Annotated in this window: 21 protein-coding genes, 3 pseudogenes and 1 other annotated feature; of the genes and pseudogenes, 9 read left to right on the forward strand and 15 right to left on the reverse strand. The window is 63.2% G+C overall.

Annotated features, from left to right (window positions below; translation table 11 throughout):
* Positions 1 to 484: 484 nt before the first annotated feature.
* Genes GM909_RS07235 through GM909_RS07250 form a run of 4 tightly spaced genes read right to left on the reverse strand, consistent with a single transcriptional unit; the run spans position 485 to position 5,953 of the window.
* The gene (locus GM909_RS07235) at positions 485 to 2,041 is read right to left on the reverse strand and encodes an adenylate/guanylate cyclase domain-containing protein (RefSeq protein ID WP_157015549.1); all 1,557 of its coding nucleotides are present in this window, start codon (positions 2,039 to 2,041) and stop codon (positions 485 to 487) included.
* Positions 2,042 to 2,044: 3 nt separating this feature from the next.
* Positions 2,045 to 2,416, reverse strand: a complete 372-nt coding sequence (locus tag GM909_RS07240) for a response regulator (protein ID WP_157015550.1) — start codon at positions 2,414 to 2,416, stop codon at positions 2,045 to 2,047.
* A gap of 16 nt (positions 2,417 to 2,432) precedes the next feature.
* Positions 2,433 to 5,201, reverse strand: coding sequence for a response regulator (locus GM909_RS07245; protein WP_157015551.1), 2,769 nt, complete (start codon positions 5,199 to 5,201; stop codon positions 2,433 to 2,435).
* Positions 5,198 to 5,953 (reverse strand): Tll0287-like domain-containing protein, encoded by a 756-nt coding sequence (locus GM909_RS07250; RefSeq protein ID WP_157015552.1) that lies wholly within the window; start codon positions 5,951 to 5,953, stop codon positions 5,198 to 5,200. The genes GM909_RS07245 and GM909_RS07250 overlap by 4 nt, the downstream gene beginning before the upstream one ends.
* Positions 5,954 to 6,028: 75 nt before the next feature.
* Between GM909_RS07250 and GM909_RS25720 the strand changes: the two genes are divergently transcribed.
* Positions 6,029 to 6,238, forward strand: coding sequence for a hypothetical protein (locus GM909_RS25720; RefSeq protein WP_198174158.1), 210 nt, complete (start codon positions 6,029 to 6,031; stop codon positions 6,236 to 6,238).
* On the opposite strand, the gene GM909_RS07260 is transcribed toward GM909_RS25720, so the two are convergent.
* On the reverse strand, positions 6,222 to 7,469 hold the full coding sequence (locus tag GM909_RS07260; RefSeq protein ID WP_157015553.1) for a Zn-dependent hydrolase: 1,248 nt from the start codon (positions 7,467 to 7,469) through the stop codon (positions 6,222 to 6,224). The genes GM909_RS25720 and GM909_RS07260 overlap by 17 nt on opposite strands.
* Positions 7,470 to 7,605: 136 nt before the next feature.
* On the opposite strand from GM909_RS07260, the gene GM909_RS07265 reads away from it, so the two are divergent.
* From GM909_RS07265 to GM909_RS07285, 5 genes are all read left to right on the forward strand, one after another.
* Positions 7,606 to 9,165, forward strand: a complete 1,560-nt coding sequence (locus GM909_RS07265; RefSeq protein ID WP_157015554.1) for an ABC transporter substrate-binding protein — start codon at positions 7,606 to 7,608, stop codon at positions 9,163 to 9,165.
* Between the two features lie 66 nt (positions 9,166 to 9,231).
* Entirely contained in the window at positions 9,232 to 10,179 is a 948-nt protein-coding gene (locus GM909_RS07270) for an ABC transporter permease (RefSeq protein WP_157015555.1), read from the forward strand.
* Positions 10,176 to 11,984: a dipeptide/oligopeptide/nickel ABC transporter permease/ATP-binding protein gene (locus tag GM909_RS07275; protein ID WP_157015556.1), complete on the forward strand. Its 1,809-nt coding sequence runs from the start codon at positions 10,176 to 10,178 to the stop codon at positions 11,982 to 11,984. Before GM909_RS07270 ends, GM909_RS07275 begins: the two co-directional genes overlap by 4 nt.
* A complete protein-coding gene (locus tag GM909_RS07280; protein WP_157015557.1) occupies positions 11,981 to 12,787 on the forward strand; it encodes an ATP-binding cassette domain-containing protein in 807 nt (268 codons plus the stop codon). The genes GM909_RS07275 and GM909_RS07280 overlap by 4 nt, the downstream gene beginning before the upstream one ends.
* 55 nt (positions 12,788 to 12,842) lie before the next feature.
* Positions 12,843 to 13,610, forward strand: coding sequence for a FadR/GntR family transcriptional regulator (locus GM909_RS07285; RefSeq protein WP_157015558.1), 768 nt, complete (start codon positions 12,843 to 12,845; stop codon positions 13,608 to 13,610).
* Positions 13,611 to 13,778: 168 nt separating this feature from the next.
* Here GM909_RS07285 and GM909_RS25725 read toward each other — a convergent pair whose 3' ends face one another.
* The 5 genes from GM909_RS25725 to GM909_RS07305 all read right to left on the reverse strand — a co-directional run bounded on the left by GM909_RS25725 (position 13,779) and on the right by GM909_RS07305 (position 19,703).
* Entirely contained in the window at positions 13,779 to 13,922 is a 144-nt protein-coding gene (locus GM909_RS25725) for a hypothetical protein (RefSeq protein ID WP_198174159.1), read from the reverse strand.
* Between the two features lie 47 nt (positions 13,923 to 13,969).
* On the reverse strand, positions 13,970 to 15,652 hold the full coding sequence (locus GM909_RS07290; RefSeq protein ID WP_157015559.1) for a sulfatase-like hydrolase/transferase: 1,683 nt from the start codon (positions 15,650 to 15,652) through the stop codon (positions 13,970 to 13,972).
* Positions 15,649 to 17,562, reverse strand: a complete 1,914-nt coding sequence (locus GM909_RS07295) for a TRAP transporter permease (protein WP_198174160.1) — start codon at positions 17,560 to 17,562, stop codon at positions 15,649 to 15,651. The genes GM909_RS07290 and GM909_RS07295 overlap by 4 nt, the downstream gene beginning before the upstream one ends.
* Before the next feature lie 100 nt (positions 17,563 to 17,662).
* Positions 17,663 to 18,670, reverse strand: coding sequence for a TAXI family TRAP transporter solute-binding subunit (locus GM909_RS07300; protein ID WP_157015560.1), 1,008 nt, complete (start codon positions 18,668 to 18,670; stop codon positions 17,663 to 17,665).
* A 100-nt stretch (positions 18,671 to 18,770) separates the two neighbouring features.
* Positions 18,771 to 19,703, reverse strand: a complete 933-nt coding sequence (locus GM909_RS07305) for a LysR substrate-binding domain-containing protein (protein WP_157015561.1) — start codon at positions 19,701 to 19,703, stop codon at positions 18,771 to 18,773.
* A 448-nt stretch (positions 19,704 to 20,151) separates the two neighbouring features.
* Here GM909_RS07305 and tnpA point away from each other — a divergent pair, with 448 nt between their 5' ends.
* The 3 genes and pseudogenes from tnpA to GM909_RS07320 form a co-directional block, all read left to right on the forward strand.
* Entirely contained in the window at positions 20,152 to 20,535 is a 384-nt protein-coding gene (gene tnpA / locus GM909_RS26465; RefSeq protein ID WP_157015562.1) for an IS66-like element accessory protein TnpA, read from the forward strand.
* Complete coding sequence (gene tnpB / locus GM909_RS07315) at positions 20,532 to 20,885, forward strand: IS66 family insertion sequence element accessory protein TnpB (protein WP_157015563.1); 354 nt, start codon at positions 20,532 to 20,534, stop codon at positions 20,883 to 20,885. Before tnpA ends, tnpB begins: the two co-directional genes overlap by 4 nt.
* Positions 20,886 to 21,015: 130 nt before the next feature.
* Positions 21,016 to 21,176: pseudogene (locus GM909_RS07320) on the forward strand (IS3 family transposase); the annotation flags it as partial.
* Positions 21,084 to 21,175: a sequence feature (AL1L pseudoknot), on the forward strand. Its footprint overlaps the pseudogene before it by 92 nt.
* A gap of 36 nt (positions 21,177 to 21,212) precedes the next feature.
* On the opposite strand, the pseudogene GM909_RS26270 reads toward GM909_RS07320, so the two are convergent.
* From GM909_RS26270 to GM909_RS07340, 5 genes and pseudogenes are all read right to left on the reverse strand, one after another.
* Positions 21,213 to 21,530 (reverse strand): annotated as a pseudogene (locus GM909_RS26270) (TRAP transporter large permease subunit); the annotation flags it as partial.
* Positions 21,479 to 22,090, reverse strand: coding sequence for a TRAP transporter large permease subunit (locus GM909_RS26275; protein ID WP_268890749.1), 612 nt, complete (start codon positions 22,088 to 22,090; stop codon positions 21,479 to 21,481). The gene GM909_RS26275 and the pseudogene GM909_RS26270, both read right to left, overlap by 52 nt.
* A complete protein-coding gene (locus GM909_RS07330) occupies positions 22,087 to 22,560 on the reverse strand; it encodes a TRAP transporter small permease (protein ID WP_157015564.1) in 474 nt (157 codons plus the stop codon). Before GM909_RS07330 ends, GM909_RS26275 begins: the two co-directional genes overlap by 4 nt.
* 94 nt (positions 22,561 to 22,654) lie before the next feature.
* Positions 22,655 to 22,840: pseudogene (locus tag GM909_RS07335) on the reverse strand (RidA family protein); the annotation flags it as partial.
* Entirely contained in the window at positions 22,837 to 23,745 is a 909-nt protein-coding gene (locus GM909_RS07340) for a DMT family transporter (RefSeq protein ID WP_157015566.1), read from the reverse strand. The pseudogene GM909_RS07335 and the gene GM909_RS07340, both read right to left, overlap by 4 nt.
* Positions 23,746 to 23,750 lie beyond the last annotated feature (5 nt).

A 23,750-nucleotide genomic window follows, 5' to 3' on the forward strand; every position in this document is an offset into this window, starting at 1 on the left:
GTCAAGGGAGGGAGTTCCCGCTCGGCGCGCGAGCATAGGTGACACCCTGCGTGGCAGGAAATTGTATGTCCGTCATTGTATTTCCAGCCTCATCTTCGTATTCATGCTCCAGCAAACAGATGATGGAGTCAGCATGGCGCGAGCGCCGAACTACAATCACGAACGCAAGGAACGCGACCGCATCAAGGCAGCGAAGAAAGCAGAGAAGCTGGCAGCCAAGGTGGCCGCAAGAGAGCGCGCAGTCTCCACGGGCCAGAGCGACGCGGAAGGCACACACCAGGACGGTGAGGTTACCCCTCGAACTCGATAGGCTATAGAACATGTCCCGCTCAAACGGTGACGTTTGAAGCAAAGATATGTGCGCCGGCGCCCACGGCGAAAAGGTGGGTTCTGGATCACACGGGCGGCGCGGGGCAGCCGCATGGTCGGTCCTGCCGGATCGCCGCACCGCCGAGAATAGCCGCCGATCCCCATCGATCATGACCTATTGAACAAGGTAGGTCTCGATCATGCCGATGCCCCGTAGCTCCAGCGCGCAGCGTGGCTCGAGCGCCCATGGAGTACGGCAGGCGCGCCTGGTCGCCTCGGAAATCTGCATGCGATCGGCGACACCCTGTGATTCGAGACGGCTCGCTATGTTTACGGTCTCTCCCCACACGTCGTAGACGAAACGATGCCGGCCGATCAGCCCGGCGACGACCGGGCCCGAGTGGATGCCGATGCGGATCCGGAATGGGTGGGCGTCGGGGGGCATGTTCCGCAATGCGGCCAGCATCGATCTGCCGAGTGCCACGATCCTGTCGGCGTGGTCCGCGGCGTGCTCCGGGACGCCGCAGGCGGCCATATAGGCGTCTCCGATCGTCTTGATCTTCTCCACGCGATGCTCCTGTGTGAGCAGATCGAACTTGCTGAACATGCTGTCCAGGCGCCTGATCAGATCGGATGGCGGCAGCCTCGCCGCGATGGGCGAGAAGCCGACGATGTCGGCAAACAGGATGGAAACCTCTTCGAAGCGGTCGGCGATAATCTTCTCACCACGCTGCAACCGGGCAACGATCTGGCCGGGCAGGATCGCATAAAGAAGCGAATCGGCGCGCTGTTTCTCCGCTTCGATCTGCTGGAGGTAGCGGTGCTCGCGGTCGAGCCAGCGCTTCTTTTCGAGGGTGGAGTTGATGCGGGCGCGCAGCAGTATCGGGTTGAACGGCTTCGTCAGATAGTCGTCGGCTCCCGCCTCGATGCAGCGGGCCACCGCAGCGACTTCGCTCAGCCCCGATATCATGATCACCGGAATGTGCCGCCAGCGCTTGTCCGTCTTCAGCCGCGAGAGGATCTCGATGCCGTTCATGTCCGGCATCAATATATCCAGCAGGATGAGTTCGAATTCGTCGTCCTCCAGCCGCGCGAGCGCAGACAGGCCGGAATCCGCTGACACGACCCGATGGCCTTCACGCCGCAACCGGCGGGAGAGAAGATCACGATTGCTGGCGACGTCGTCGACGACGAGAATCCTGCCGGCCTGTTCGAATGCTGCCTGGTGCTCGGCCTTGAACAGGAGCCGTTCGAGTTGCGCCGCGTCGATCTCGTTTTGATCCGCCGGCTGAAGCGTCTCGATCGCTTCCCCGCGCGAGAGACCAGCGATCGCGTCGACATGCTTCACAAGCTCGGCCGCCGCCGCGAGCATCACGCCGAGATCCTCTTTCAGAGCGTGCTGGTCGCCTGCTTCTTCAAGGATCATCTCCGAATAGCCGATGATGGCATTCAGCGGTGTGCGCAGATCGTGGCGCAGTCTCGCCTCCGTTTCGGCTTCCTCTCCCTCCGGTCGTTCGGCGTTGCCGTGGACCTGGCGATCGACAAGGCTGTTCAGTTGCCTTGCAGCAACACCGATCCTCTCGAGGTCGGTCTGCATATCGGCCAGACCGAGATCGCGCGCCTGCTCGAGCAGCAGTTCCTGGAAGCCGAGGATCGCCCGCGCAGGACCGGCCAGCCGCTGTGCCACATGGGCGGCGATGGCGTTGCGTTGGAATTCGTTCCCGGCACTCATCTTTCAGCGAGCTGTGGCGAGCAACTGCTCGATTTTCCGGACGAGCCGCGACAGGTCGACCGGCTTGCTGTCATAATCGTCGCAGCCGGCCTCCAGCGCCATGTCCCGATCGCCGGCCATTGCATGCGCGGTGAGCGCGATGACGGGAATGCTGGACGTGGCCAGATCGGCCTTGATCCGCCGGGTCGCCTCCCAGCCGTCCATCACCGGCAGGCTCATGTCCATGAGGATCAGGTCCGGCTTCTCCGAAACGGCAAGCTCGACGCCGGCCTTTCCATTGTCGGCGATCAGCACTTCGAAGCCGCTGCGGGACAATCGCCGCGAAAGCATGTCGCGGTTCATCTCATTGTCTTCAACCAGAAGGATTTTCGTCATTCCCGGTCTCCTCCGGCTATGCGCTTCTGCTGTCGGCGCCGGTCGCACCGCCAGATTCATGTGATGCCAGCTGACGCTCGAGGGCTTCGCCCAGTTGGGACCTGCTGTTTGCACCTTTGGTTACGACAGCAACAGCTCGGTCGTGCAGCCACCGCAACTCCTTTGCCGAAAGGTCCTTCGCAGTTACCACGACGACCGGAATGTCTTGCAGCTCCGGAATCTTCTGCATCTCGCTGAGCGTCTGGAAGCCGTCCATTTCCGGCATCAGGAGATCGAGCAGAACCAGGCGCGGCAGAAGCTGCTTCATCAGTTCCAGACCGCGGGCGCCGTCAGCCGCCTCATGGACCGTCCATTTCTTCTTCACCAGGATGCGGCGGAGAAACTCGCGGGAGGCCTTGTCATCGTCGACAATCAGCACGTCGCGGTTGCCGCCTCCGCAAGCCTCGATCGTCCGGATCAGCTTGTCGGTGTCGATCGGCTTGGTCAGATATTCGACCGCGCCGAGAGACAGGCCGAGCTCGCGATCCGCCAGGATTGTCGCCAGGACCACGGGAATAGTGCACAGTTCGGGGTCGCTTTTCAGCGCGCGCAGCACTGACCAGCCGTCCTGATGCGGCATGATGATGTCGAGAATGATCGCGGCCGGCCGATGTGTACGGGCGGCAGCTATTCCTTCCGCTCCGCTTGCGGCCTCCAGGGAGGCAAGTCCCGCCTCCGCCAGGGCTTTCGCGATGATGCTGCGGGCTGCCGGCTCATCGTCGATGATGAGGACCATACGATCCGGCCGCGTGATCGGCGGTGGCTCGACCGTCGGCGGCTTTTCGACCTCCTGCCTGCATACCGCAGGGACTTCCATCGTGAACAGTGAGCCATTTCCGGCTGCGCTTTCGACGGTGACGACGCCGCCTATCATGCGGCAGAAGCTGCGAGTGATGCTCAAGCCCAGTCCCGTGCCGCCGTAGGTCCGGGTCGTGGAAGCGTCGGCCTGTGTGAAGGCATTGAAAAGCCGATCCTGCTGATCCTGGGTCATACCGATCCCGGTGTCGGCGACCTTGAACACCAGCCAATCGTCGTCCGCCCTTCTTTCGCGCCGCACCGCAAGGCTCACCTGGCCGTCTTCAGTGAACTTGGCCGCATTGCTGAGCAGATTGAAGAGGTTCTGGCGCAGCTTGGTCTGGTCGGAATGCATCGTCCCCAGATCGTCCTGAAGGTCCTGTACGAACTCGTTCCGGTTCTTCGCCATCAGCGGTGCGACGGTGGCCGAAACGTCGCCGAGCAGCTCGGCGACATCGAAGGTTTCGAGAAAGATCTCCATCTTGTTCGCCTCGATCTTCGAGAGATCGAGTATGTCGTTGATGAGCGAAAGGAGATGTCGTCCGGCGGACGCTATCTTTTCGAGGTCCGAGACGAGCTCTTCTTGCTTTTGCTCGCGCGCCTCCTCGGTCAGCATTTCGCTGTAGCCGATGATCGCATTAAGCGGCGTGCGCAGCTCGTGGCTCATCGAGGCGAGAAAGCGGCTCTTGGCCTCGCTCGCCGCTTCGGCATCACTCTTGGCCCGCTCGAGCTCGACCTGCCTCTGCTTGAGTTCGGTGATATCGGTATAGACGGCGACTGTCCCGCCGTCGGGGGTCTTGTGCTTGGTGATGCGGACCCACCTGTCGCCGAACCGCTTCTCGTCGACAAGGCCCGCGGGGTCCCTGTGCAGGCGCAGGCGTTCCTCGATCCATTCTTCCGGCGACTTGCCGTCGAGGTCGACCCGCCCCCTCGCCACATCCTGCTTCAGGATCTCGTGGAAGGTCTTGCCGCGCAGCGTGTCTGGCTTGTGGCTGGGGAAGATCTCGCAAAACTTGCTGTTGGCGATCAGAACCCTGTCGTCCGGATCATAAAGGACGAAGCCGTCGGATATCGCCTCGAGCGCCGCGGCAATCGTACGTCTCTGCCGCTCTGCCTCATCTTCGAGCCTTTTCCTTTCAAGCATGCTCTGTTTGAACAGCGAGAGCGTTCTTGCCATCGCTCCGAATTCGTCGCCGCCTTCCTGGGGAATTTCGACATCGTAGCGTCCTTCGGTCAGTTCCCCGATCACGCGGTTCACGCGCCGCAGCGGACCGACGATCGAGCGCAGAACGAGAATCGTGAGAAGCGAGCCGATCAGAACCACGCCGGCCACCAGGACGGCGGAGGCGGTGGCCGTCTTCTGCGTCTCCGCGACCACCTCGTTGCGGGCAGCCTCCGCTTCGGTATTGACCTGCTCGACGAGCCTGTTGAGGTCCGCATCGACATTGGCGCTGTGTGTGCGTGCCCTTGCCAGCAAGGCGTTGCCGACGATGCGATTGTCCTGCGTGTAGCTGTCGGTCGCCTGCAGCGCCATCTCGACATAGGCGTCGATTTCGGTTCTGATTTCCTCGACCGCTTCGGGCGAATGCTTCGCAAGGTGCTCCAGTTGCACCTCCAGGCGTTCGCGGGCCTGCTCGGCATTGCGCTGTGAATTCATCAGCAGGCTAACGGAGAGATCGGTGAGCCAGTATCTCAGATCGCCGAAGGCGACATGGGCCACGGTCGCCGATGCGGCGCGATCGAACAGCTCCCTGGTTTCGTCCATACGCTCGGCACTGCGATAAAGCGCCTGGGTAAGAAATACGGAGGACAGGACCAGGCTGATCAGGCCCGCCGCGGTCAGCGCGGCTACGCGTGCGGCGATCGGCAGATTGGCAAGACGGTCCACGATCCCCCTGGTCGGCGCCGAAACGGTTTCGAGGAGTCGCTGCTGCCGGTCGAACGTGCTCATTTGAACAAGACGATGCTGATCGCGCCGCCAATATCGCCGGCTTTGCCTCCCTCTTTCGGATATCCGGTGACGTCGATTTCGCCCTTCGGCGTGCCGTGGCAGGAAAGGCAGGACTCGGTGTAATATTCCGGAAGCAGCATCCGGAACGCAGGGCGGTCGTTTACCTCCGTCTCTTCGGTATAGGCGTCTCCCTTCGGCCTCTGAGTATCCGAGAAAACCTCCTCGATAACTCGCGTCTCCCACGCATCGGGAAGTGACTTTCGGTTGCGCACTAGGTTCTCCGGCGCGGTCACGCGGACCAGCGCCTCGTTCCCGACCTTGGCGGCGAATTTCTCGTTCATCAGGCGCGCAAAGACAGCTGGGACAAAGCCCTTAAACCCGATGCCGGGGCGATTTATGTCTTCCTGCTGTTCGTCGATGACCTCTCGCATGGCCTCGATCTGCGCCTGGACCAGCTTGCGGTCGCGCTGCGTCAGATCACCGGACATCAATTCCTGGCCGGTACGCTCGGCATAGAGGACGATCGCCTCTGCCGTGAAACGCTCACCGTCGAGATGCTTCTCGCCAATGGCGGGATCATTGATCAGCGACTGATAATTCGAAAGCACACTTCGGGCAGATCTGAGCAAGTCCGCAAGCCGCGTTCCAGTCGCTATGTCGGCCGGCTCTTCAGCCACGGAAGGCAAGAAGAACATGCAACCGATAAGAATTGCAAGAATGCAATTTCGCGCAAACGCTGTAATGTTTTCCATCTTTCTTCCCTCTGCGAGGAAAGCGCAAGGCAGAAACATACCACAGGAAGAAAAACGGAAGGAGTCGTCTTTGCGATGTATGTTGGCCGCGCCTTGTTTTCGCTCCCCGCCTTGGCCGCATGCGGATGGGGCGACACCTGGATCCGAGGCAATGTCTGTCGAGGCACCGGTATCCTCAATAACGAGCTTTATGCCGGTGTGCTGGTCTGGAAGCGGCAGCGCCTCATCGGAGAAGCCTGCCAGGACATTGATGTGTGCTGTGAAATCATCACCGCGCGCCGCTGAGCCTCAGAAGAGCGGCCAGCATCAGGTTTGCGCCTCGCTCGATGTCACCCCAATCCGACCACTCCTCCGGCGAATGGCTGACGCCGTCCCGGCTTGGAACGAAGACAAGTGCGGCGGGACACAGCGTCTGCATCGTCTGTGCATCATGTCCGGCGCCCGATGGCATTGAGATCGCCCCGAGCCCCAGCGCCTTGGCCTCCTCGTGCAGCATGGCTGCAAGTGTCGAGTCCAGCTTCACCGGGGCGATGCGGCTTTGCTCGACAATATGGGATTTCAGGTTGCACGCCCTTGCCGCAACCTCGATCTGGTCGCGCAGTGCCGCCTCCACCGCATCCATGGTCGCGCCATCGGTGTCGCGCAGATTGATTACGAACTCGGCCTGTCCGGGTACGGTGTGAATGAAATTGGGTCGCAGATCGACCTTGCCGATGGTGACGCGGGTGTTTTCTCCGCCATGTTGCGCGATGATCTCGGGAATAGCCGCGCCAACCGTCGCAAGGCCAGCGAAGGCATCGGCGCGCAGATTCATCGGCGTGGTGCCGGAGTGATTGGCCTTTCCGATAAAATCCACGCGCAGATTGCGCACGCCGGCGACAGAATGGACAATGCCGGCCGATCGGCGACGGCTTTCCAGTGCCGGGCCCTGCTCGATGTGAAGTTCGAGGAAGGCGTGGAAATCCTCGGGCTTTCGTCGCGCCTTCAGCGCATTGAGCGCGTCGAGCCCTTGCGCCGCCATGGCGGCGGTCAGCGTCACTCCGTCTGCGTCCTGCGCAGTGACGAGCCATTCCGGTGTGACCACGCCTGCTATCGACTGGGAACCGAGCATGCCGCCGAAACGGCCCTCCTCCTCGGCGGTGGCGACAACCTCGATCGCAATGGCAGGTGTCAGGCCCGCAGCCCGGATCGCGCGCACGCATTCGAGCCCGACGCAGACGCCGAGCGCCCCGTCGAAAGCGCCACCTTCCGGTACGGTATCAAGATGCGATCCGATCATCACGCACGGGCCGTTGGCCGGTCCGAAACGGCCGAACAGATTGGCGACACCATCGCGGGTCACCATGAGCCCATCCGCCCGCATCTGGTCCTCGAACCATGCACGCACCGCCATGTCGGCGTCCGAATAGCCGATGCGGTTGAATCCACCGGATTGCGGATTGAACCCGAACCGGTTCACGCCTGCGAGCACCTGTCGGAGGCGGTCGAGGTCTATTGCAAGTCTTGGTTGGCCCATCGATACCCACCTTTCCAAAGGTCTGTCGCCTGCCCCGGCTCACCTCGTTGAACGACAGGCGTATTTATTATGATAAATACTTGCACCGATGCAAATTATGCGAATTAATTAGCCCAATCAAAATAGGATGGCCGTCATGAAAAAGCTCCTTTTCGCAGCTCTCGCGGCAACTGCCCTGAGCATCGCCTCGCCGGTCACGGCACAGCAGACGCCGCCAAACGTGTTGGTGGTCGGCCAGATCGCCGAGCCGAAATCGCTCGATCCGCATGCCGTGACGGCGGTGAACGATTTCCGCATTCTCGTGAACCTCTATGACGGTCTCACCCGCTACAAGGACGGTACGCTGGAGGTGGAGCCTTCGCTGGCGGAAAGCTGGACGATTTCCGAAGACGGCAAGACCTACACATTCAAGCTGCGCGAGGGTGTGACCTTTCATGACGGTTCGCGGTTCAACGCCGAGGCGGTGAAATTCAACTTCGACCGCATGCTGGACGAGAACCACCCCTTCCACGACACCGGCCCGTTCCCTCTGGCCTTCTTCTTCTCCTCGGTCGAGGAGGTGACGGCCGTCGACAGCCTGACCGTCGAGTTCAGGCTGGCGGAACCCTATGCGCCCTTTCTGTCCAACCTCGCCTATCCCACCGGCCTGATCGTCTCGCCTGCCGCAATCGAGGAACATGGCCAAGATTTCGGACGCCATCCGAGCGGCACCGGCGCCTACAAGTTCGAAGAGTGGCAGTCGAATTCGCGTGTCGTTGTGAGCCGCAATGAGGACTACTGGGACGGCGTGCCGCCGCTCCAGGCGGTGATCTATCGCCCGATCACCGACGCCAACACCCGCATTGCCGAGATGCTGTCGGGCGGGCTCGACGTGATGGTCGAGGTACCGCCGGACAGCTTGCAGCAATTCAGGGACGATGGTGCCTTCTCGGTCTACGAACAGGCAGGTCCACATGTGTGGTTCCTGATCCTCAACATGAAGGAAGGCCCGTTCGCCGACCGGAAAATCCGCCAGGCGGCCAACTATGCGGTGAACAAGGAAGCAATCGTCGACAACGTCCTGCAGGGCACGGCCGAGGTCGCGGCCGGGCCAACGCCGCCCGCCTTCGCCTGGGCCTACAACGAAGAACTGGAGCCCTATCCCTACGATCCCGACAAGGCGAAGGCGCTCCTCGCGGAAGCCGGCTATGACGGCGAGACGCTCACCTTCTATGTGACGGAGGGAGGCTCCGGCATGCTCGATCCGATCACCATGGGCACCGCCATACAGGCGGACCTCGAGGCAGTCGGCATGAAAGTCGAGATCGAGACCTATGAGTGGAACACGTTCCTCGGCGAAGTCAATCCGGGCCTCGAAGGCAAGGCCGACATGGCCGAGATGGCATGGATGACCAACGATCCCGATACACTGCCCTTCCTCACCCTGCGCTCGCACGCTTTCCCGAGCGAAGGCGGCTTCAATTCGGGCTACTACTCCAACGAGCGGGTCGACGAACTGCTCGACGAGGCCCGCGCCGCAACGGACCAGGCCAGGCGCGCCGAGCTTTACAAGGATATGCAGGAAATCGTTCAGGAGGATGCTCCCTGGGTCTTCGTCGCCAACTGGAAGCAGAACGCGGTGACCGGGGCCAATGTCCAGAACTTCGCACTGCAGCCCTCCTTCTTCCTGATGCTGCAGGACGTCGCCAAGCCCTGACGCGCATGGCCCGTACCCGGCGCACTCCGCCAGGTGCGGCCTGACCACCAACCGGGAGTCGAGCCCGTGTCCACCTACATCGCCAAGCGCCTGCTTGCCGCCATCCCCGTTTTGTTCGGGCTGTCGATCATCGTCTTCCTGATCATGGCGATGATCCCCGGCGATCCGGCGACCGCCATTCTCGGCTCCTACGCGACACCCGAAAATGTCGAAAAGCTCAACCGCGATCTCGGCCTCGATAAGCCGCTGCCGCAACAATACCTGATCTGGCTCGGCAACCTGCTGCAGGGCGATTTCGGCCGATCCTTCACGCTCAACAGGCCGGTGCTGGACGAAGTGCTCGAGCGGTTCTCTGCAACACTGATCCTGGCGGGGACCTCGTTGGTGCTGTGCACGGTGTTCGGCCTGCTGGCGGGCATCGTCTCGGCCGTCCGCCAGTTCGGCTGGACCGACCGCATCGTCACGTTCTTCGTGCTGATCGGCATTTCCATCCCGTCGTTCTTCCTCGGCCTGCTGCTGATTCTGCTCTTTGCTGTCCGGTTCAAGCTGTTTCCCGCCTCCGGCATGTACGCCATATACGGCGGAGGCGATTTGCCCGACCTTCTGCGCCATCTCTTCCTGCCCGCCGTCGCTCTGGCGGTGATCGCCACGGGCGTGATCGCCCGGCTGACACGGACCGCGATGCTGGAGGTGTTGCGGCAGGACTATATCCGCACGGCTCGCGCCAAGGGGCTCAGCGAGCGCAAGGTGATCTACATGCACGCGCTCAAGGCGGCGATGGTGAGCGTGGTGCCGGTCATCGGCCTGCAGGCGGGGTTCGTCCTCGGCGGCGCGGTTTACATCGAGACGGTGTTCCAATGGCCCGGCATCGGAGCCATGCTGGTCAAGGCCATCTCCACCCGCGACCTGCTGCTCGTTCAGGGCGGAGTGCTGTTCGTCGCGGCAGCCTATGTGTTCGTCAACCTCATCGCCGATGTCGTCCAATCGATTCTCGACCCGAGGCTGAAGTCATGACGACGGCCGTCGACACCGACCGACCTGCCGACAAACACGCCCGCCGACCCAGCGCCTGGCAACTCTTGATGAACAACCGGCTGGCGGCGGTCGGCTTCTACGTCATTTTCGTGATCGTGTTCGTGGCGCTTCTGGCACCGCTTTTGCCCCTACAGGACCCGAATGCCACCAGCCCGGCCGACCGACTGCTGCCGGTCTTCACGGACGGACATGTTCTGGGCACTGACCAGCTCGGACGCGATGTGCTTTCACGGCTCGTGTGGGGAACGCGTGTGTCGCTGCTTGTCGGCATCTCGGCGTCGCTGCTCGCGGCCCTCTTCGGGTCCCTGATCGGGCTTGTCGCGGGCTATTGGGGCGGGCGGGCCGACAACCTCATCATGCGGGGCATCGACATGCTGATGGCGTTCCCGTACATCCTGCTTGCACTGGCCATCGTCGCGGTGCTCGGGCCCGGCCTGCTCAATGCGCTCTACGCCATCGCCGTCGTCAACATCCCGTTCTTCGCGCGCAATGTTCGCGGTGTCACGCTCGGCCTGTCGCGGCGTGAGTTCGTCGATGCCGCCCGGCTTTCCGGCAAGGGCCACGTCTCGATCCTGCTGACAGAGATCCTGCCCAATGTCATGCCGATCATCGTCATTACCGCGTCGACCACGGTCGGATGGATGATCTTGGAGACGGCGGGCCTGAGCTTCCTCGGCCTCGGCGCGCAACCGCCGCAGGCCGACCTCGGCTCAATGCTCGGGCAAGGCAGGTCGCTGCTGTTCACCTCGCCGATGATCTCGATCATCCCCGGCATCACGGTGTTCATGATTGTCATGAGCATCAACCTGCTGGGCGACGGCGTTCGTGACACACTCGATCCGCGACTGCGCGCCGGTGCGCTCAATCGCCCGATGCCGGTCACCAAGATCAACCGTCGCACGACGCCGGAGCCGCCAGGCGATACAGGTGCGGCCGCGCTGTCGGTGACCGGTCTTGAAACCAGCTTCGAGAGCACGGCCGGCCCGCAGCCTGCAGTCAAGGGCGTCAGCTTCTCATTGCGCAAGGGTGAATGCCTCGGCCTGGTCGGCGAAAGTGGTTCGGGAAAGAGCGTCACCGCATTGTCACTGCTTGGCCTCGTTGCCTCACCGCCCGGCGTGATCACCGGTGGTACGGTCACGATCGAGGGACGCGACATGTTCACGCTGTCAGAAAGCGAGATCAGCGCCTTTCGCGGCAGCAAGGTGTCATACGTCTTCCAGGATCCGCTGACCACGCTTCACCCGCTCTACACGATCGGCGAGCAGGTCGCCGAGGCGGTACGCGCCCACCGGCCGGTCGGCCGGTCCGACGCCTGGTCCAAGGCGGTCGAACTGCTGAAGATCGTGCGCATCCCGGAGGCCGAGAAGCGCGCCAATGCCTACCCGCACGAGTTGTCCGGCGGTCAGCGCCAGCGCGTCGGGATCGCCATGGCGCTCGCCGACGACCCGGACATCATCATCGCCGACGAACCGACGACCGCGCTCGACGTGACTGTTCAGGCCGAGATCCTGCGCCTGCTCCAGGTGCTGCGTCAGGAGCGTGGGCTGGCATTGCTCTTCATCACCCACGATTTCGGTGTCGTGGCGGAGATCTGCGACCGGGTGGCAGTCATGCGATTTGGCGAGATCGTGGAGGCTGGCAACACCGCGGAAGTGCTCGGCAATCCACAGCACCCTTACACCAGGCGGCTCATCGCCTGCGTGCCGAGGCCGGGGCAAGGCAGGGCGTTTCTTGACGGCGTGCGAGAGCTGCCGCCGGAAACCGGGAGAACAGGCAGGACATGACAACGGTCGATGCCATCAGCGTCAGTAATCTTTGCAAGACCTTCGGCGGCACGCGCTCGCTGTTCGGCGGGCGAAGCCACGAGATCCGAGCGGTCAAGGATGTGACGCTCGCACTCAATCACGGGGAGACGCTCGCCATCGTCGGAGAGAGCGGTTCGGGCAAGTCGACGCTGGCGCGGATGGTCGTTGGGCTTGAGGTGCCAACGTCGGGTGAGATGAAGATTGCGGGCAGGGACGCATCCGCGCTCCGCGCCAAGGGGCCCAGGGCATTCGGCCAGACGATCCAGTACGTCTTCCAGGATCCGGTATCCTCGCTCAACCCGCGCAAGACGATCGGCTCGATCCTCGAAGCACCGCTCAAAAGGCTCAAGGGATATGGCGGGCCGCGCCGGCGCGCGCGGATGAAAGAGCTTATGGATGCCGTGCGGATGCCAACCGATGCACTCGAGCGCTATCCGCACGAGTTTTCCGGCGGTCAGTCGCAGCGCATCGCCATAGCGCGCGCGTTGGCCGCCGAACCGCGGATCATGGTGCTCGACGAACCAGTGTCGGCGCTCGACGTATCGGTGCAGGCGCAGGTGCTCCTGCTGCTCGAGGATCTGCGCAACGAATTCGACCTTTCCTACCTGTTCATCAGCCACGACCTGGCCGTGGTGGAGGCCATCTCCGATCGCGTCGCGGTCATGTATTTCGGAGAGGTGGTCGAGGTCGGATCGGCAGAGCGGCTTTTCAGGTCGCCACAACACGAATACACGAAGAAGCTGATCTCCAGCGCGCCACGCTTGGAGACGCCGACTGGTTGACGTTCTGGGAATGGCGGGTTCCGCAGATTGGAAAGACGCCATCGGAAAGGTTTTCATGGACGCACCTGCCATCGCGCGGCGGCGCAAGCGACCGGATGTAATCGCGGACCAGATCCGCGAGCGTATCATCGTGGAAGGGCTTTCGCCTGGTGACCGGCTGCCGCATGCATGGATCGAGACCGAGACTTGGCGAGTGTCGCGCGGGACGATGCGGGAGGCGCTGAAGATACTGGAATCGCAAGGCCTGATCGTCAGCAAGACAGGTCCGAGGGGCGGAACCTTCGTCTCCTCCGTCGAGCCGGAGCAGGCCATCATGATGCTCGACAACCTTTTCCTGCATCAGCCCCCGTCGATCGCGGATATCTATACCATCCGCAAGGAACTGGAGCCGCTAATGGCGGCCTCGCTCGCCGGTAACGTCTCGGATGAAACATTCGGGCTGCTCCATGCCAAGATCCGACTTTACGAAAGCGAGCCGGCAACTGTGGAGGAGGAATACCGTCAGCGGCTGGCCGAGCTCGACTTCCATGTGGAATTGACGCGAATCTGCCAGAACCGGCTGCTTGGGTTCGTATGCCGGTTCCTCATCAGCCTTCTGAGAGACATGGCAGTCTGCCGAGACATCTACCGCCAGCGCAATCCCAAATTGCGCGAGACCGGGCTGCATTATCAGGTAGAACTGCTCAAGGCGATCAAGGCCGGCGACGCAGAACGCACCCATGCAATTATGCATGCGCACATGACGGCTGCCGAAACATATATGCTCGAGCGTGCGGAGATTCGGCGCAAGGGCCGGCGATGGGCGGAACCTGCCCCGCTCTAGCTGCGCATGACATGTGCAAAGGCTTTGGAGTCGAGATTGGCAAAGCAGTGATAGTAGCGCCGCTCGTGTTGGATATTGCCTGCGCGCTCGCCCTTGTGGGCCGATGATCTCCCAGATCTCGTCGGGCAGGGCGGCAACCCCTCGCTTGGCAAGTGGTGCCGAGTGTTCTCAACAATTGCCGTCGGCGCCGGTCGGCTTGTCTCGCGATGCGGGGCCGGGGCCGCGCATGTAATGCAATTCCGGTCGGTAGCCATTGCCGAACATCTGCCGCAGCCTGAACAGAGTCCGTCGGATGGCGTCGATCAGGCTCATTGCACCAGATGTCCTCCTTGCTCGGCCGGAGTTGCCGGCCCAACCTTTCATTCGGCGGCCTTGCGTGGGCGGAAATCGCTTACGGGATGCGGCTTGAGCTTCACCGTCAGCTCTTCAGGAAGCTCCGTACCGTCATAGAGGCCGAGCAGCACGCCGCGGCGTCCGCTCTTGCCCTTCAACTTGTCGAGCGTTTCATCCGAGATGGCCGTGCGCTGCGACAGGCGGCGCGCCCAGGCGCCGAGCCGCTCGTAGAGCCGGTCGATCTCGGTGGCGCAAGCCGGGTCCTCGCCGCGATCGACGAACTCGTCCGGGTCGGTCTCGAGATCGAACAGCATCGGCCGGAAGCCGCCCTCGAAATGGATCATCTTCCAGCGCCCGTCGAAGACCATGAAGGCGCGCGCAGCACGGTGGGCGAGGCCGAGCTTGTCGGCCATCGGCGTGGTCGAATAGTCGAATTCGCAAATGACGTGGTCGCGCCATTTCTCGGGTGTCGTGCCGTGCAGGAAGGGCGTCAGCGCGCGCCCCTCCAGGATATGGCCGGGCACCTTGGCGCCGGTCGCCTCCATGAAGGTCGGCGCGAGGTCGATCGCCTCGACAAGGGCGTCGCAGGTCGTTCCGCGCGTGGCATCGGCCTCTTCCCGCGGGTCGTAGACGATCATCGGGATCTTCACCGCCTGTTCGTGGAAGAAGTTCTTCTCGCCCAGCCAGTGGTCGCCCAGATAGTCGCCATGGTCGGATGTCAGCACGATCATCGTGTCCTCCATGCGCCCGGTCTTCTCCAGGTGGGCGAAGAGGCGGCCCATCTGGTCGTCGCACTGCTTGATGAGCGCCATATAGGCGGGGATGACGTTTGCCCGCGCATCGTCGCGCGACTGTCCGCGCGCGACAAGCGTGTCCATGTAGGCGGCATAGACGGGGTGCGGGTCGATGCGCTCGCGCGGATCGCGGTTGGCCGGCTGGACATCCGCTTCTGCGTACATGTGCGCATAAGGCGCGGGGACGATGTAGGGCCAGTGCGGCTTGATATAGGAGAGGTGGCAGAGCCAGGGCTGTGCATCGCGTCCGTCGTCTTCGAGGAAGTCGATGCAGCGGCCGGTCAGCCACGGGGTCTCGCTGTCCTCCTCGCGCACATTGGCTTCGTAACGGGCGAACTGCGACAGCCAGCCGGACGCCATCTTGCCGTCGTCGGTCACGCCGGAATTGGCATATTCGTTCCACGGATTGTCGCCGGGATAGCCGCGCGCCTTGAGATATTCGTTATAGGGCGAGCGGCTCTCGTCGTAATAGCCGTCCACGCCTTCGGCCCACAGCCCGTCGTCGCGCACGACGACATCGAATCCGCATTCGGCAAGCCGGGCGCCGATGATGCTGTCCGGCGCTATGCCGAGCCGGCGCAGCCCTTCGGCATCGGCTTCCATGTGGGTCTTGCCGACCAGGAAGGCGTCCATGCCGTTGGCGCGCAGGTGGTCGCCCAGCGTCTGCTCGCCGACCTTGAGGGGGAAGTTGTTGCGCTGGGCGCCATGGGAATGGACGTAGCGGCCGGTGTAGAAGCTCATGCGCGAGGAGCCGCAGATCGGAGACTGCACATAGGCCCTGGTGAAGCGCACGCCCTTCGCGGCGAGCGCGTCGATATGCGGGGTCTTGAGCGTCTTGTGGCCGGCGCAGGACAGGTAGTCCCATCGCAACTGGTCGAACATGATGAAGAGGATGTTGCGGACGGTCCTGGTCATCGGGCACCTGCGTTCTGTGGAATGGAATGCGTATCGCGATGGCGCAAGATATGCTGCGCCACCAGGGCAAGGCCAATCACGCCGCCCGCCGCCTGCTGCCAGGGCTCGGCTGTCAGCACGAGCACGGCGGCAGCCAGCCGCAGGCCGCGTTCGCCAAACGAGAGCCTGGTCCGATCGAAGCCGCCCATGCCCGACAGGAAGAGATAGATCGCCAGCGCAAGCCGCAGCACCGCCCAGACATAGGCGGGCAGCGTGAACTCGACACCGGCTGCCGGCACGCCGAGCAGGATCGGGTTGTAGACGAAGGCGAAGGGGATGACGAAGATCATCACGCCGACCCTGGTCGAGGCGATGGCCGTGGCGATGGGCTTGCCCTTGGAGATGGCGGCCGCGGCATAGGAGGCGATCGCCACCGGCGGGGTTATGCCGGCGGCCGTGCCGAAAAACAGCACGAAGAGATGCGCCGTCAGCGCTTCTACGCCGAACTGCGCAAGCGTCGGGCCCATCACGACGATGATGGCGATATAGGCGGGAAGGGTGGGCATGCCCATGCCGAGCAGCACGCAGCCGCAGGCGGCGATGACGAGCGCCAGGAACAGCGAGGCGTCGAAGGCCGAGTTCAAGAGCACGGCGAACTTGGTCGGAATGCCCGTGGCCGACAGAACGCTGACGATGATGCCGACGACGCCGATGGCGATCGCCAGCCGCGCCACAGTCTGTCCGCCGCGCGCCAGCGCACCGATGAGCAGAAGGGGATTGCGCCGCACGGCGGGATTGATCAGCGACAACGGAAAGAGAGCCAGGATGGCCGCGATCGAGGCGCCCGACGGCGACATGCCGGCAATGAGCAGCCACACCACGATGCCGATCGGCGCAAAAACCAGGACGAGGTTGAGCCAGTCCTGGACCTCGATCTCGGCATCGTCGTCGGTCATGACGAGCGCGTCGCCCAGCTTGCGGGCCTGGAAATAGACGGCGAGATAGAGCGACAGGTAGAAGGCGAGCGATGGCGTCAGCACGGCCACGATGACGGTGAGATAGCTCACGCCCACATAGTCGGCCAGAACGAGAGCGGCGGCGCCCATGATCGGCGGCAGGATCTGCCCGCCGGTCGAGGCGGCCGCCTCGACGGCGCCGGCAAAGTTCGGCGAGAAGCCGCGCCGGCGGATCATCGGGATCGTGACGACGCCGGTGCCGACGACATTGGCCACTGCGCTGCCCGACACTGTGCCGAACATCGCCGAGGCGGTAATGGCGGCATAGGCAGGCCCGCCGCGCAAGCGACGCATCAGATGGAAGGAGATGCGGATCATCGACTGCCCGGCGCCGACGCCGTCCAGCATCGCGCCGAGCACGATGAAGGGCAGCACCGTGGACAGGATGATCGCCATGATCGAGCCGAGAATGCCCTGGTCGGCGTCGTACCAGATGTTCTGCGCGACCGTTTCGATGAAATCATTGGGCGCGGTCTGCAGGAAACCGGGCCAATACTGGCCGGTCACCAGATAGAGCAGGGCAATGGCGCCCAGGAGCGCGATCGGCAGGCCCCAACTCGCCCAGCAAAGCGCCAGCGTGACCGCCGCCGCAGCCAGGGCGATCGTTGCTTCGCGGCCGGTGAAGAACATCACCGCTTCGTTGAGGATCGTGTAGATGACGTAATAGTCCCAGCACGCCCACACGCCGAGCGCGCCGATTGCCGTCCACAAAAGGGTCTCCGCCCGGCCAAGCCGTTCCTGAGCCAGCCGGTCGGCCAGGTGGACGAGGATGACCGTCAGGACGGACGCGCCGAAGAACAGCGGACGGAACCACGCCACGGGGAAGGGGCCGAAGCGCGGCAGGACGCCGTAGCTTGGCAGGACGTTGAGCAGGCCGACGGCGGCAACGAAAAAACCCATTGCGAGGGCGGACAACTGCAGCCACCGGATGGTTGTATCTCGGTTCGAGAGCATTGGTCGGATCCGATTTGGCTACTGGTCGCCAGCCGGTTCCGGCAGGCGACCGGGGCTGGAGTTAGGGACGCAATTCGTCGGGAACAACGATCCCGGCTTCCTCGTAATAGCGCATGGCGCCGGGATGCAGCGGCACGTTGATATTGACGAAATATTTGCCCTGGCGAATCGTGCGCATGAGCGAGTTCTGTGCCTTCATCTCTTCGAGATTCTCCCAGTAGGCCTTGGTGACGCGGTAGGCGATGTCCTCGTCCATCGCGGCATTGACCCCCAGCACCATGGTCGTGGCGACGGTGGTCAGGTTCTCGTCGCCATTAGCCTGCCCGCTATAGGTGCCTGCCGGCACATCTGATGTCGTCAGGGCGGCATCCTTCAGATATTGCTTGAACCCGTCCGACTCGACCAGTTCCGCCGGCAGGCCGAGAATGCGGATCTCACGCTGCAGGCTGAGCTCGTTGAGCGATTGCTGGCCGACGGCAACGGACGGGATGTGGACGTCGAACTGCCCGTCCTGGAAGGACTGCTGGGCGGCGCCCCAGGGTGCACGGATCCCTTCATAGTCCTCGCCGTCCTTGAAACCGCTGGCCTGCTCGATCAGGCCGCGCATCTGTCCGTTTGCCGCGCCGGCCGGCGGGCCGACATAGACGCGCTTGCCGGCGATGTCGGGCCAGTTTTCGATGCCGCTGTCCGCCCATACGATGACGTGGAAGGTGCCGCCGGGAAAGCCGAAGAGCGCGCGCACGTTCTTGTGCAGTTCGGCCGCCTTGTCGCCCTGCTGGGCGTAGGGGCCTTTGCCGCGTTTCATGGCTTCCAGCGCCGGAGGGGGGATCACCGCCATGTCGAGCTGTCCTGCAGCCACCTTGAGCGCTGATTTGGTCAGGGTCTGGCCGAGGACCACCTGAATATCGACATCCTCGCGCGCCGCATAGGAGGCGAGCGCCTGGGGCACGATGCCGGTGAGCGATGCCATGCCGGCACCCTCGAGGGAATAGGTTTCGGCCTGCGCCGCTTGCGCCGATCCGAATGCAATGAGTGCGCTGGCGGCTATGGCGCGCATGTCGTGAAGCATGGTCTCCTCCCTTGCTTGTTGGCTCGACAACAATGCAGGACCTAACCCGAGGCGAGGGGCAGCGACCAATAAAATAGCCGATCACGCCATATCGAATTTGTTATGATATGGCACTCGGCTCCCGTGCCTGGATCCGTTCGCGCAGGATCGTCAAGAGGAACGAGGCGGGCGGAGACAATTGCCGTCCGGGGAAGAAGGAAAGACCCACGGGGCCACGCAAGGCTTCGGTGGGCGCAGCCAGCTGGATCAGGATGCCCTCGCTCAGCTCCGGCTCCATGGCGCCGAGCGGCAGGGCCACGATCGCATCGGAGTGGAGCAGGAACGGCTTGGCGAATTCGAAGCTCGTCGTCTCGACGGTGTCGTCGAAGCGCGGCAGGCCCTGCGCAATCATGAACTTGTCGAGCTCGGCGCGGATGACCGTTTCGGGCTGGGGAATGATTACGGGGTAACGGTTGATGTCCACGACCGTTACCTTGTCCAAGCCGGCCAGCGGATGGCCGGGCCGGGCAGCGAATGCGAGGATCTCGTAAAGCAGATGCTCGAAGCTCAGTCCCGTCATCGTGTCCGGATCGGCCAGCCGTCCGATGACGAAGTCGACCTCTCCCGTACGCAGCTTGCCGAGCAGGTCGATATTGGTCCCCGTGAGAAGCCTGACGACGACTTCGGGATGGATTCGCTTGAACTCAAGGATGATCTCGGGCAGCACGCGCCGCGTGATGTTGGGCAGCGCGCCCAGCGTCACCACTTCAGCCTGGCCCTCGCCCGAAGCCTCGGCGATGCCCGTCGAGAGATGGGCGATACCCATATCGGCGAAATGATAAAGCCGGGCACCAGCCTTGGTCAGGATCAGCCCGCCGGATGTGCGCTCGAACAGCGGGCGGCCGATCTCCGTTTCGAGTTCGCGCAGCGAGCGTGAGACGGCCGGCTGGGCGGTATGCAGGCGCTCGGCCGCGCGGCTCACGCTGCGCTGGCGCGCAACCTCCAGGAAGGTGCGAATGTGACGAAATCTGATCCTGCGTTCCCGAATGCTCATTGCACGCGCTCGATTCTGTGGCAGTTATGACATATTCGTCCGGTCGCACGGACGACATCAATCGCTTGGCATGATAGCATTGGGATGGGGATGAAGGTGGAGAGCCGGCACGATGAGCAATGAGCGTACTTGACTATCTTAGCCCATCATGCCGCTGCTTGGAAAAGACCCTGCTGATATCGACGGTTGCGCGCCCCCGCAACCAAATCCACCAAGATCATCCAATTCGGGCAAGCAGTTGGCCAAGATAGGCCAACTCCTCTCATTGCGCGCGCCACCAAGAATCAATGATTTAGCGTGCAGGTTCAAATCACCTCGCAACCAATATCAATGTTGGCTGTAAGCGGCGGCTGGACGCCACCTGTCCGTTTCGGTCGTAGTGCTGGATTCCATACCCATTGTCGCTTTGGGAATGGAGGAAGGTTTGGGAGTCCATAGAGCGCTCCATATGGAGTCCATTTGCGGATATGAGATTTTGGTCGGGACCTCAGGAAAGCGGCGCTGGCCGGATGAAGTGAAGGGCCAGCTTGTCGCGGAGACCTATGTGCCTGGAGTGAGCGTGAACGAGGTCGCCCGGCGTGTCGGTATGAAGCCCAACCACCTTTCGTCGTGGCGGCGTTTGGCGCGGGAGGGCAAACTTGTGGTGCCGGATCTTCCGGGAGCCGAGTTTGTACCTGCCGTTCTGGAACCGACCCCAGCATCCGTTGAAGAGGATGCTACGCCGCGGTCTGCAGTGGAGATCATTCATGGGGGAACCACGATCCGGCTGGATGCTTCTGCAAGCCCGGACAGGATTGCCGGGATCGTGCGTGCCCTTGGGCGCGGGTTATGATTTTCCCCTCGAACCGGGTGCGCATCCTGGTGGCGACGCGGCCGATCGACTTCAGAAAAGGACATGATGGGCTGAGCGCCCTGGTCCAGTCCGTGTTGCGCAAGGATCCGTTCACCGGCACGGTTTTTGTGTTCCGGTCCAGGCGCGCCGACCGTTTGAAACTCTTGTATTTTGACGGCACCGGCCTGGTCATGGCTTACAAACGCCTGGAAGATACGACCTTTACCTGGCCCGCCATAAGGGATGGTGCGATGTCGCTGAACCATGCCCAGTTCGAGGCGCTGTTCTCGGGCCTGGACTGGCGCAAGGTGAAGGCATTGGAGGCTCGTTCTCCGGCTGCGGCAGAATGAATCAGGTGCCGGAAATGGCGGGCATCCGAAGCGGCATCGGGCTATTCTGGGCCCATGCCTTCCACTGTCGCCATCGACCTTTCTGCGATCCCCGCCGACCAGCGTGATGCTGTCGCCGCGGTGCTGCGCGAAGCTGAAGGCTCTGGAGCGGGAGAACCGGGAGCTTCGGCAATCCAACGAGATCCTGCGCAAGGCGTCGGCGTATTTTGCCCAGGCGGAGCTCGACCGCCCGTTCAAGCCATGATCGCGTTCATCGACGATCATCGGGAGGCGCATGGGGTCGATCCCCTGCATCAGCATGGCAAGCTTCATCGGCAGCAGGTCGATGGTGAACAGGAACGTCACCGTGGAGGCAAAGGCGATCATCGCGCCGACGAGGGCGGAGGTTTTTGCGGCACTCAGGAGAACGTCGGGCAGGTCCGCGAGCCTGAGCTTGCGCGTGACGAAGAAGCCGAGGAAGAGCGCGTAGCAGACGCCGACCGCCGCGCCTTCGGTGGGGGTGAAGACCCCGGCGACGATGCCGCCGATGACGATGACGGGCATCAGGAAGACGATGAAGCTGCGCCGCAACTCGCGCAGGATGGCGGGCAGGGTCACCGGGTCGCCCGCCAGTGGATAGTCCCGTTCCACGCGATGAGCCAGCACAGAAGCATGAAGGCGGCAAAAAGGATCAACCCCGGCACCACGCCGGACATGAACATGCCGCCGACCGAAACGCTCGACCCGGCCATGAAGGCATAGACGATCATCGCGCCGGAGGGCGGGATGATCGGCCCGAGATTGGCCGCCACCGCCACGATCCCGGTCGAAAAGCCGAGGCCGTATTGCTTCTTCAGCGAGGGCACCAGCGTTGAGGACAGCGCCGAGGCGTCGGCCACCGCCGCGCCGGAGACCGAGGCAAGCCCGGCCCCCGACACGACGGCGACCTGGGCCAGCCCGCCCCGCACCCGTCCGATGAAGGCATTCGCGAAATCGACGAGCCGGTCCATGATGCCGCCCTTCAGCATCAGCTCGCCCGCGATCATGAAGAGAGGAATGGACATCAGCGGGAAGGAATTGACCGCGTTCATCAGCCGGGGCGGCAGCACCAGCAGGTCGAAATCGGCCAGCCACAATCCCGCCAGCGCGGCGACGCCGAGCGAAAAGGCGAGCGGCATGCCGAGAAAGGCGAGGACCAGGAAGGCGGCGATGACGAAGAGGCTCATGCGCGCGGCTCCGCCGGGAAGAGTGCGAGATGGGCGAGATGCAGCGCGCCGAGGATCACGGGGAAGAAGAAGACGCTGGAGGTCATGTCGATGGCGCCGAGCCGCTCGGACCATGTGGCGAGCGCGACGATGACCGAGACCCAGAACACCACGGCCATCATGATCGCGGCGAGACCGCTCGTGATCCTGGCGACGAGGTGGCGAAGACCGGTGGGAAGGCGCGCCACCAGCAATTCGATCCCGACATGGGTGCCGTCGCGAATGCCGAGCGGGATGGCGAGGAAGATGGTCCAGACGAAGGCGATGCGGCTGACTACGTCCGCCCAGTCGAAGGAACCGTTGAAGACATAGCGCATGACCACCTGTGCCGAGACCACGGCCGCCATCATGGCCGCGCCGAGGATGACGAGGAGGCGCGCGCCGGTGTCGGCGCGCGCGAGAAGCCAGGTCAGGAGGCGGTCGAGCGCCATCGGATCACAGGCCGAGCTTGACAGTCTCCTCGTCGAGCAGCTTGACCAGTTCGGGGTCGAGCCGGGACTTGGTCTCGGCGGCGACGTTCGCCGCACCGGCTTGGGCCAGGGCTCCGGCGAGATTGTCGAGCACCTGGCGCGTCTGCGCGGCGATGTCACCGTGCACCACCAAGCCGTCCGCACCGAAGGGCACCTGGCCCGAAAGGTAGATGAAGTCGCCGGCGCGCACTGCCGCCGACAGCGGTACTGCGGGATGGGGAGCGAAGACCTGTTTGCTCATGAAGTGCTCTCCTTAGACACAGGTTCCTTTTGCGGCCGGACCTGAGCGCTCAGCACCAGGACATTGCCGGCCAGCACCGCCGCCGCACCCACGAGGACGCCTGTATCGATGATCAGCTTTTCAAACAGCGCCGACAGGAACAGGGCGACCACCGGCACGAGGGCGAGCGTGTAGGAGGCGCTCGCCGCGCCGATGCGCTGGACCAGGCTGAAATACATGAAGAAGGTGATGCAGGAGGCGACGATCGCCAGGTAGGCGAGACCGGCGAGATAGGCCGGCGTGACCTCGACGCGGAAGCTCAGGTCGCCGAGAAAGGCCAGGGCGAATGAAAAGAGCGCGCCGAACAGAGCCGCCCAGCCGATCAGCGCGGCGATGGGCGGGCCCGTGCGCTGATTGTGCATTGCCACCACCGTGCCGCAGCCCGTGCAGGCGGCGGCCGCCGTGGCGAGCGCAAGGCCGCTTACCGTCTCGCCGCTGGTTCCCATCGAGCCAAGTTGCGGCAGGGCGATCACCGCCAGCCCGGCGATGCCGGCGCAAATGCCCGCAATCATGCGCAGTGTCACCGGCGCGCCGAGAAACAGCCGGCCGACAAGGGCGGCGAACAGAGACGAGGTGGACAGAACGAGCGCTGCGACGCCGCTCGGTATGAAGACCGTGGCATGGTAGAAGGAAATGAAGGCGAGACCGAAAAACAGGATGCCCTGCAGCGCCACCCAGGGATGCTGCTGGTGGCTGAGGCCGATCTTCTGCCCCCGCGCGAGGCACCAGCCGAGCATGACCAGCGACACCAGCGTCATGCGGTAGCCCACCGAGACTTCCGGCGCGCCGGACATCGCCTGATGACTGGTCACAATCGCGCTGCTGCCCCACAAGATGGCAGTGGCGGCAAACAGAAGCATATTCATACTAC

The organism is Mesorhizobium xinjiangense (genome assembly GCF_009749525.1).
GTDB classification, from domain to species: domain Bacteria; phylum Pseudomonadota; class Alphaproteobacteria; order Rhizobiales; family Rhizobiaceae; genus Mangrovimarina; species Mangrovimarina xinjiangensis.

What these genes read in the sequence shown, in the direction of transcription:
- GM909_RS07235 (WP_157015549.1), bottom strand. Translation starts at nt 2,041, where the DNA reads ATGAGTGCCGGGAACGAATTCCAACGCAACGCCATCGCCGCCCATGTG.
- GM909_RS07240 (WP_157015550.1), bottom strand. Translation starts at nt 2,416, where the DNA reads ATGACGAAAATCCTTCTGGTTGAAGACAATGAGATGAACCGCGACATG.
- GM909_RS07245 (WP_157015551.1), bottom strand. Translation starts at nt 5,201, where the DNA reads ATGAGCACGTTCGACCGGCAGCAGCGACTCCTCGAAACCGTTTCGGCG.
- GM909_RS07250 (WP_157015552.1), bottom strand. Translation starts at nt 5,953, where the DNA reads ATGGAAAACATTACAGCGTTTGCGCGAAATTGCATTCTTGCAATTCTT.
- GM909_RS25720 (WP_198174158.1), top strand. Translation starts at nt 6,029, where the DNA reads ATGTATGTTGGCCGCGCCTTGTTTTCGCTCCCCGCCTTGGCCGCATGC.
- GM909_RS07260 (WP_157015553.1), bottom strand. Translation starts at nt 7,469, where the DNA reads ATGGGCCAACCAAGACTTGCAATAGACCTCGACCGCCTCCGACAGGTG.
- GM909_RS07265 (WP_157015554.1), top strand. Translation starts at nt 7,606, where the DNA reads ATGAAAAAGCTCCTTTTCGCAGCTCTCGCGGCAACTGCCCTGAGCATC.
- GM909_RS07275 (WP_157015556.1), top strand. Translation starts at nt 10,176, where the DNA reads ATGACGACGGCCGTCGACACCGACCGACCTGCCGACAAACACGCCCGC.
- GM909_RS07280 (WP_157015557.1), top strand. Translation starts at nt 11,981, where the DNA reads ATGACAACGGTCGATGCCATCAGCGTCAGTAATCTTTGCAAGACCTTC.
- GM909_RS07285 (WP_157015558.1), top strand. Translation starts at nt 12,843, where the DNA reads ATGGACGCACCTGCCATCGCGCGGCGGCGCAAGCGACCGGATGTAATC.
- GM909_RS25725 (WP_198174159.1), bottom strand. Translation starts at nt 13,922, where the DNA reads ATGAGCCTGATCGACGCCATCCGACGGACTCTGTTCAGGCTGCGGCAG.
- GM909_RS07290 (WP_157015559.1), bottom strand. Translation starts at nt 15,652, where the DNA reads ATGACCAGGACCGTCCGCAACATCCTCTTCATCATGTTCGACCAGTTG.
- GM909_RS07300 (WP_157015560.1), bottom strand. Translation starts at nt 18,670, where the DNA reads ATGCTTCACGACATGCGCGCCATAGCCGCCAGCGCACTCATTGCATTC.
- GM909_RS07305 (WP_157015561.1), bottom strand. Translation starts at nt 19,703, where the DNA reads ATGAGCATTCGGGAACGCAGGATCAGATTTCGTCACATTCGCACCTTC.
- tnpA (WP_157015562.1), top strand. Translation starts at nt 20,152, where the DNA reads ATGGAGTCCATTTGCGGATATGAGATTTTGGTCGGGACCTCAGGAAAG.
- tnpB (WP_157015563.1), top strand. Translation starts at nt 20,532, where the DNA reads ATGATTTTCCCCTCGAACCGGGTGCGCATCCTGGTGGCGACGCGGCCG.
- GM909_RS26275 (WP_268890749.1), bottom strand. Translation starts at nt 22,090, where the DNA reads ATGAGCCTCTTCGTCATCGCCGCCTTCCTGGTCCTCGCCTTTCTCGGC.
- GM909_RS07330 (WP_157015564.1), bottom strand. Translation starts at nt 22,560, where the DNA reads ATGGCGCTCGACCGCCTCCTGACCTGGCTTCTCGCGCGCGCCGACACC.
- GM909_RS07340 (WP_157015566.1), bottom strand. Translation starts at nt 23,745, where the DNA reads ATGAATATGCTTCTGTTTGCCGCCACTGCCATCTTGTGGGGCAGCAGC.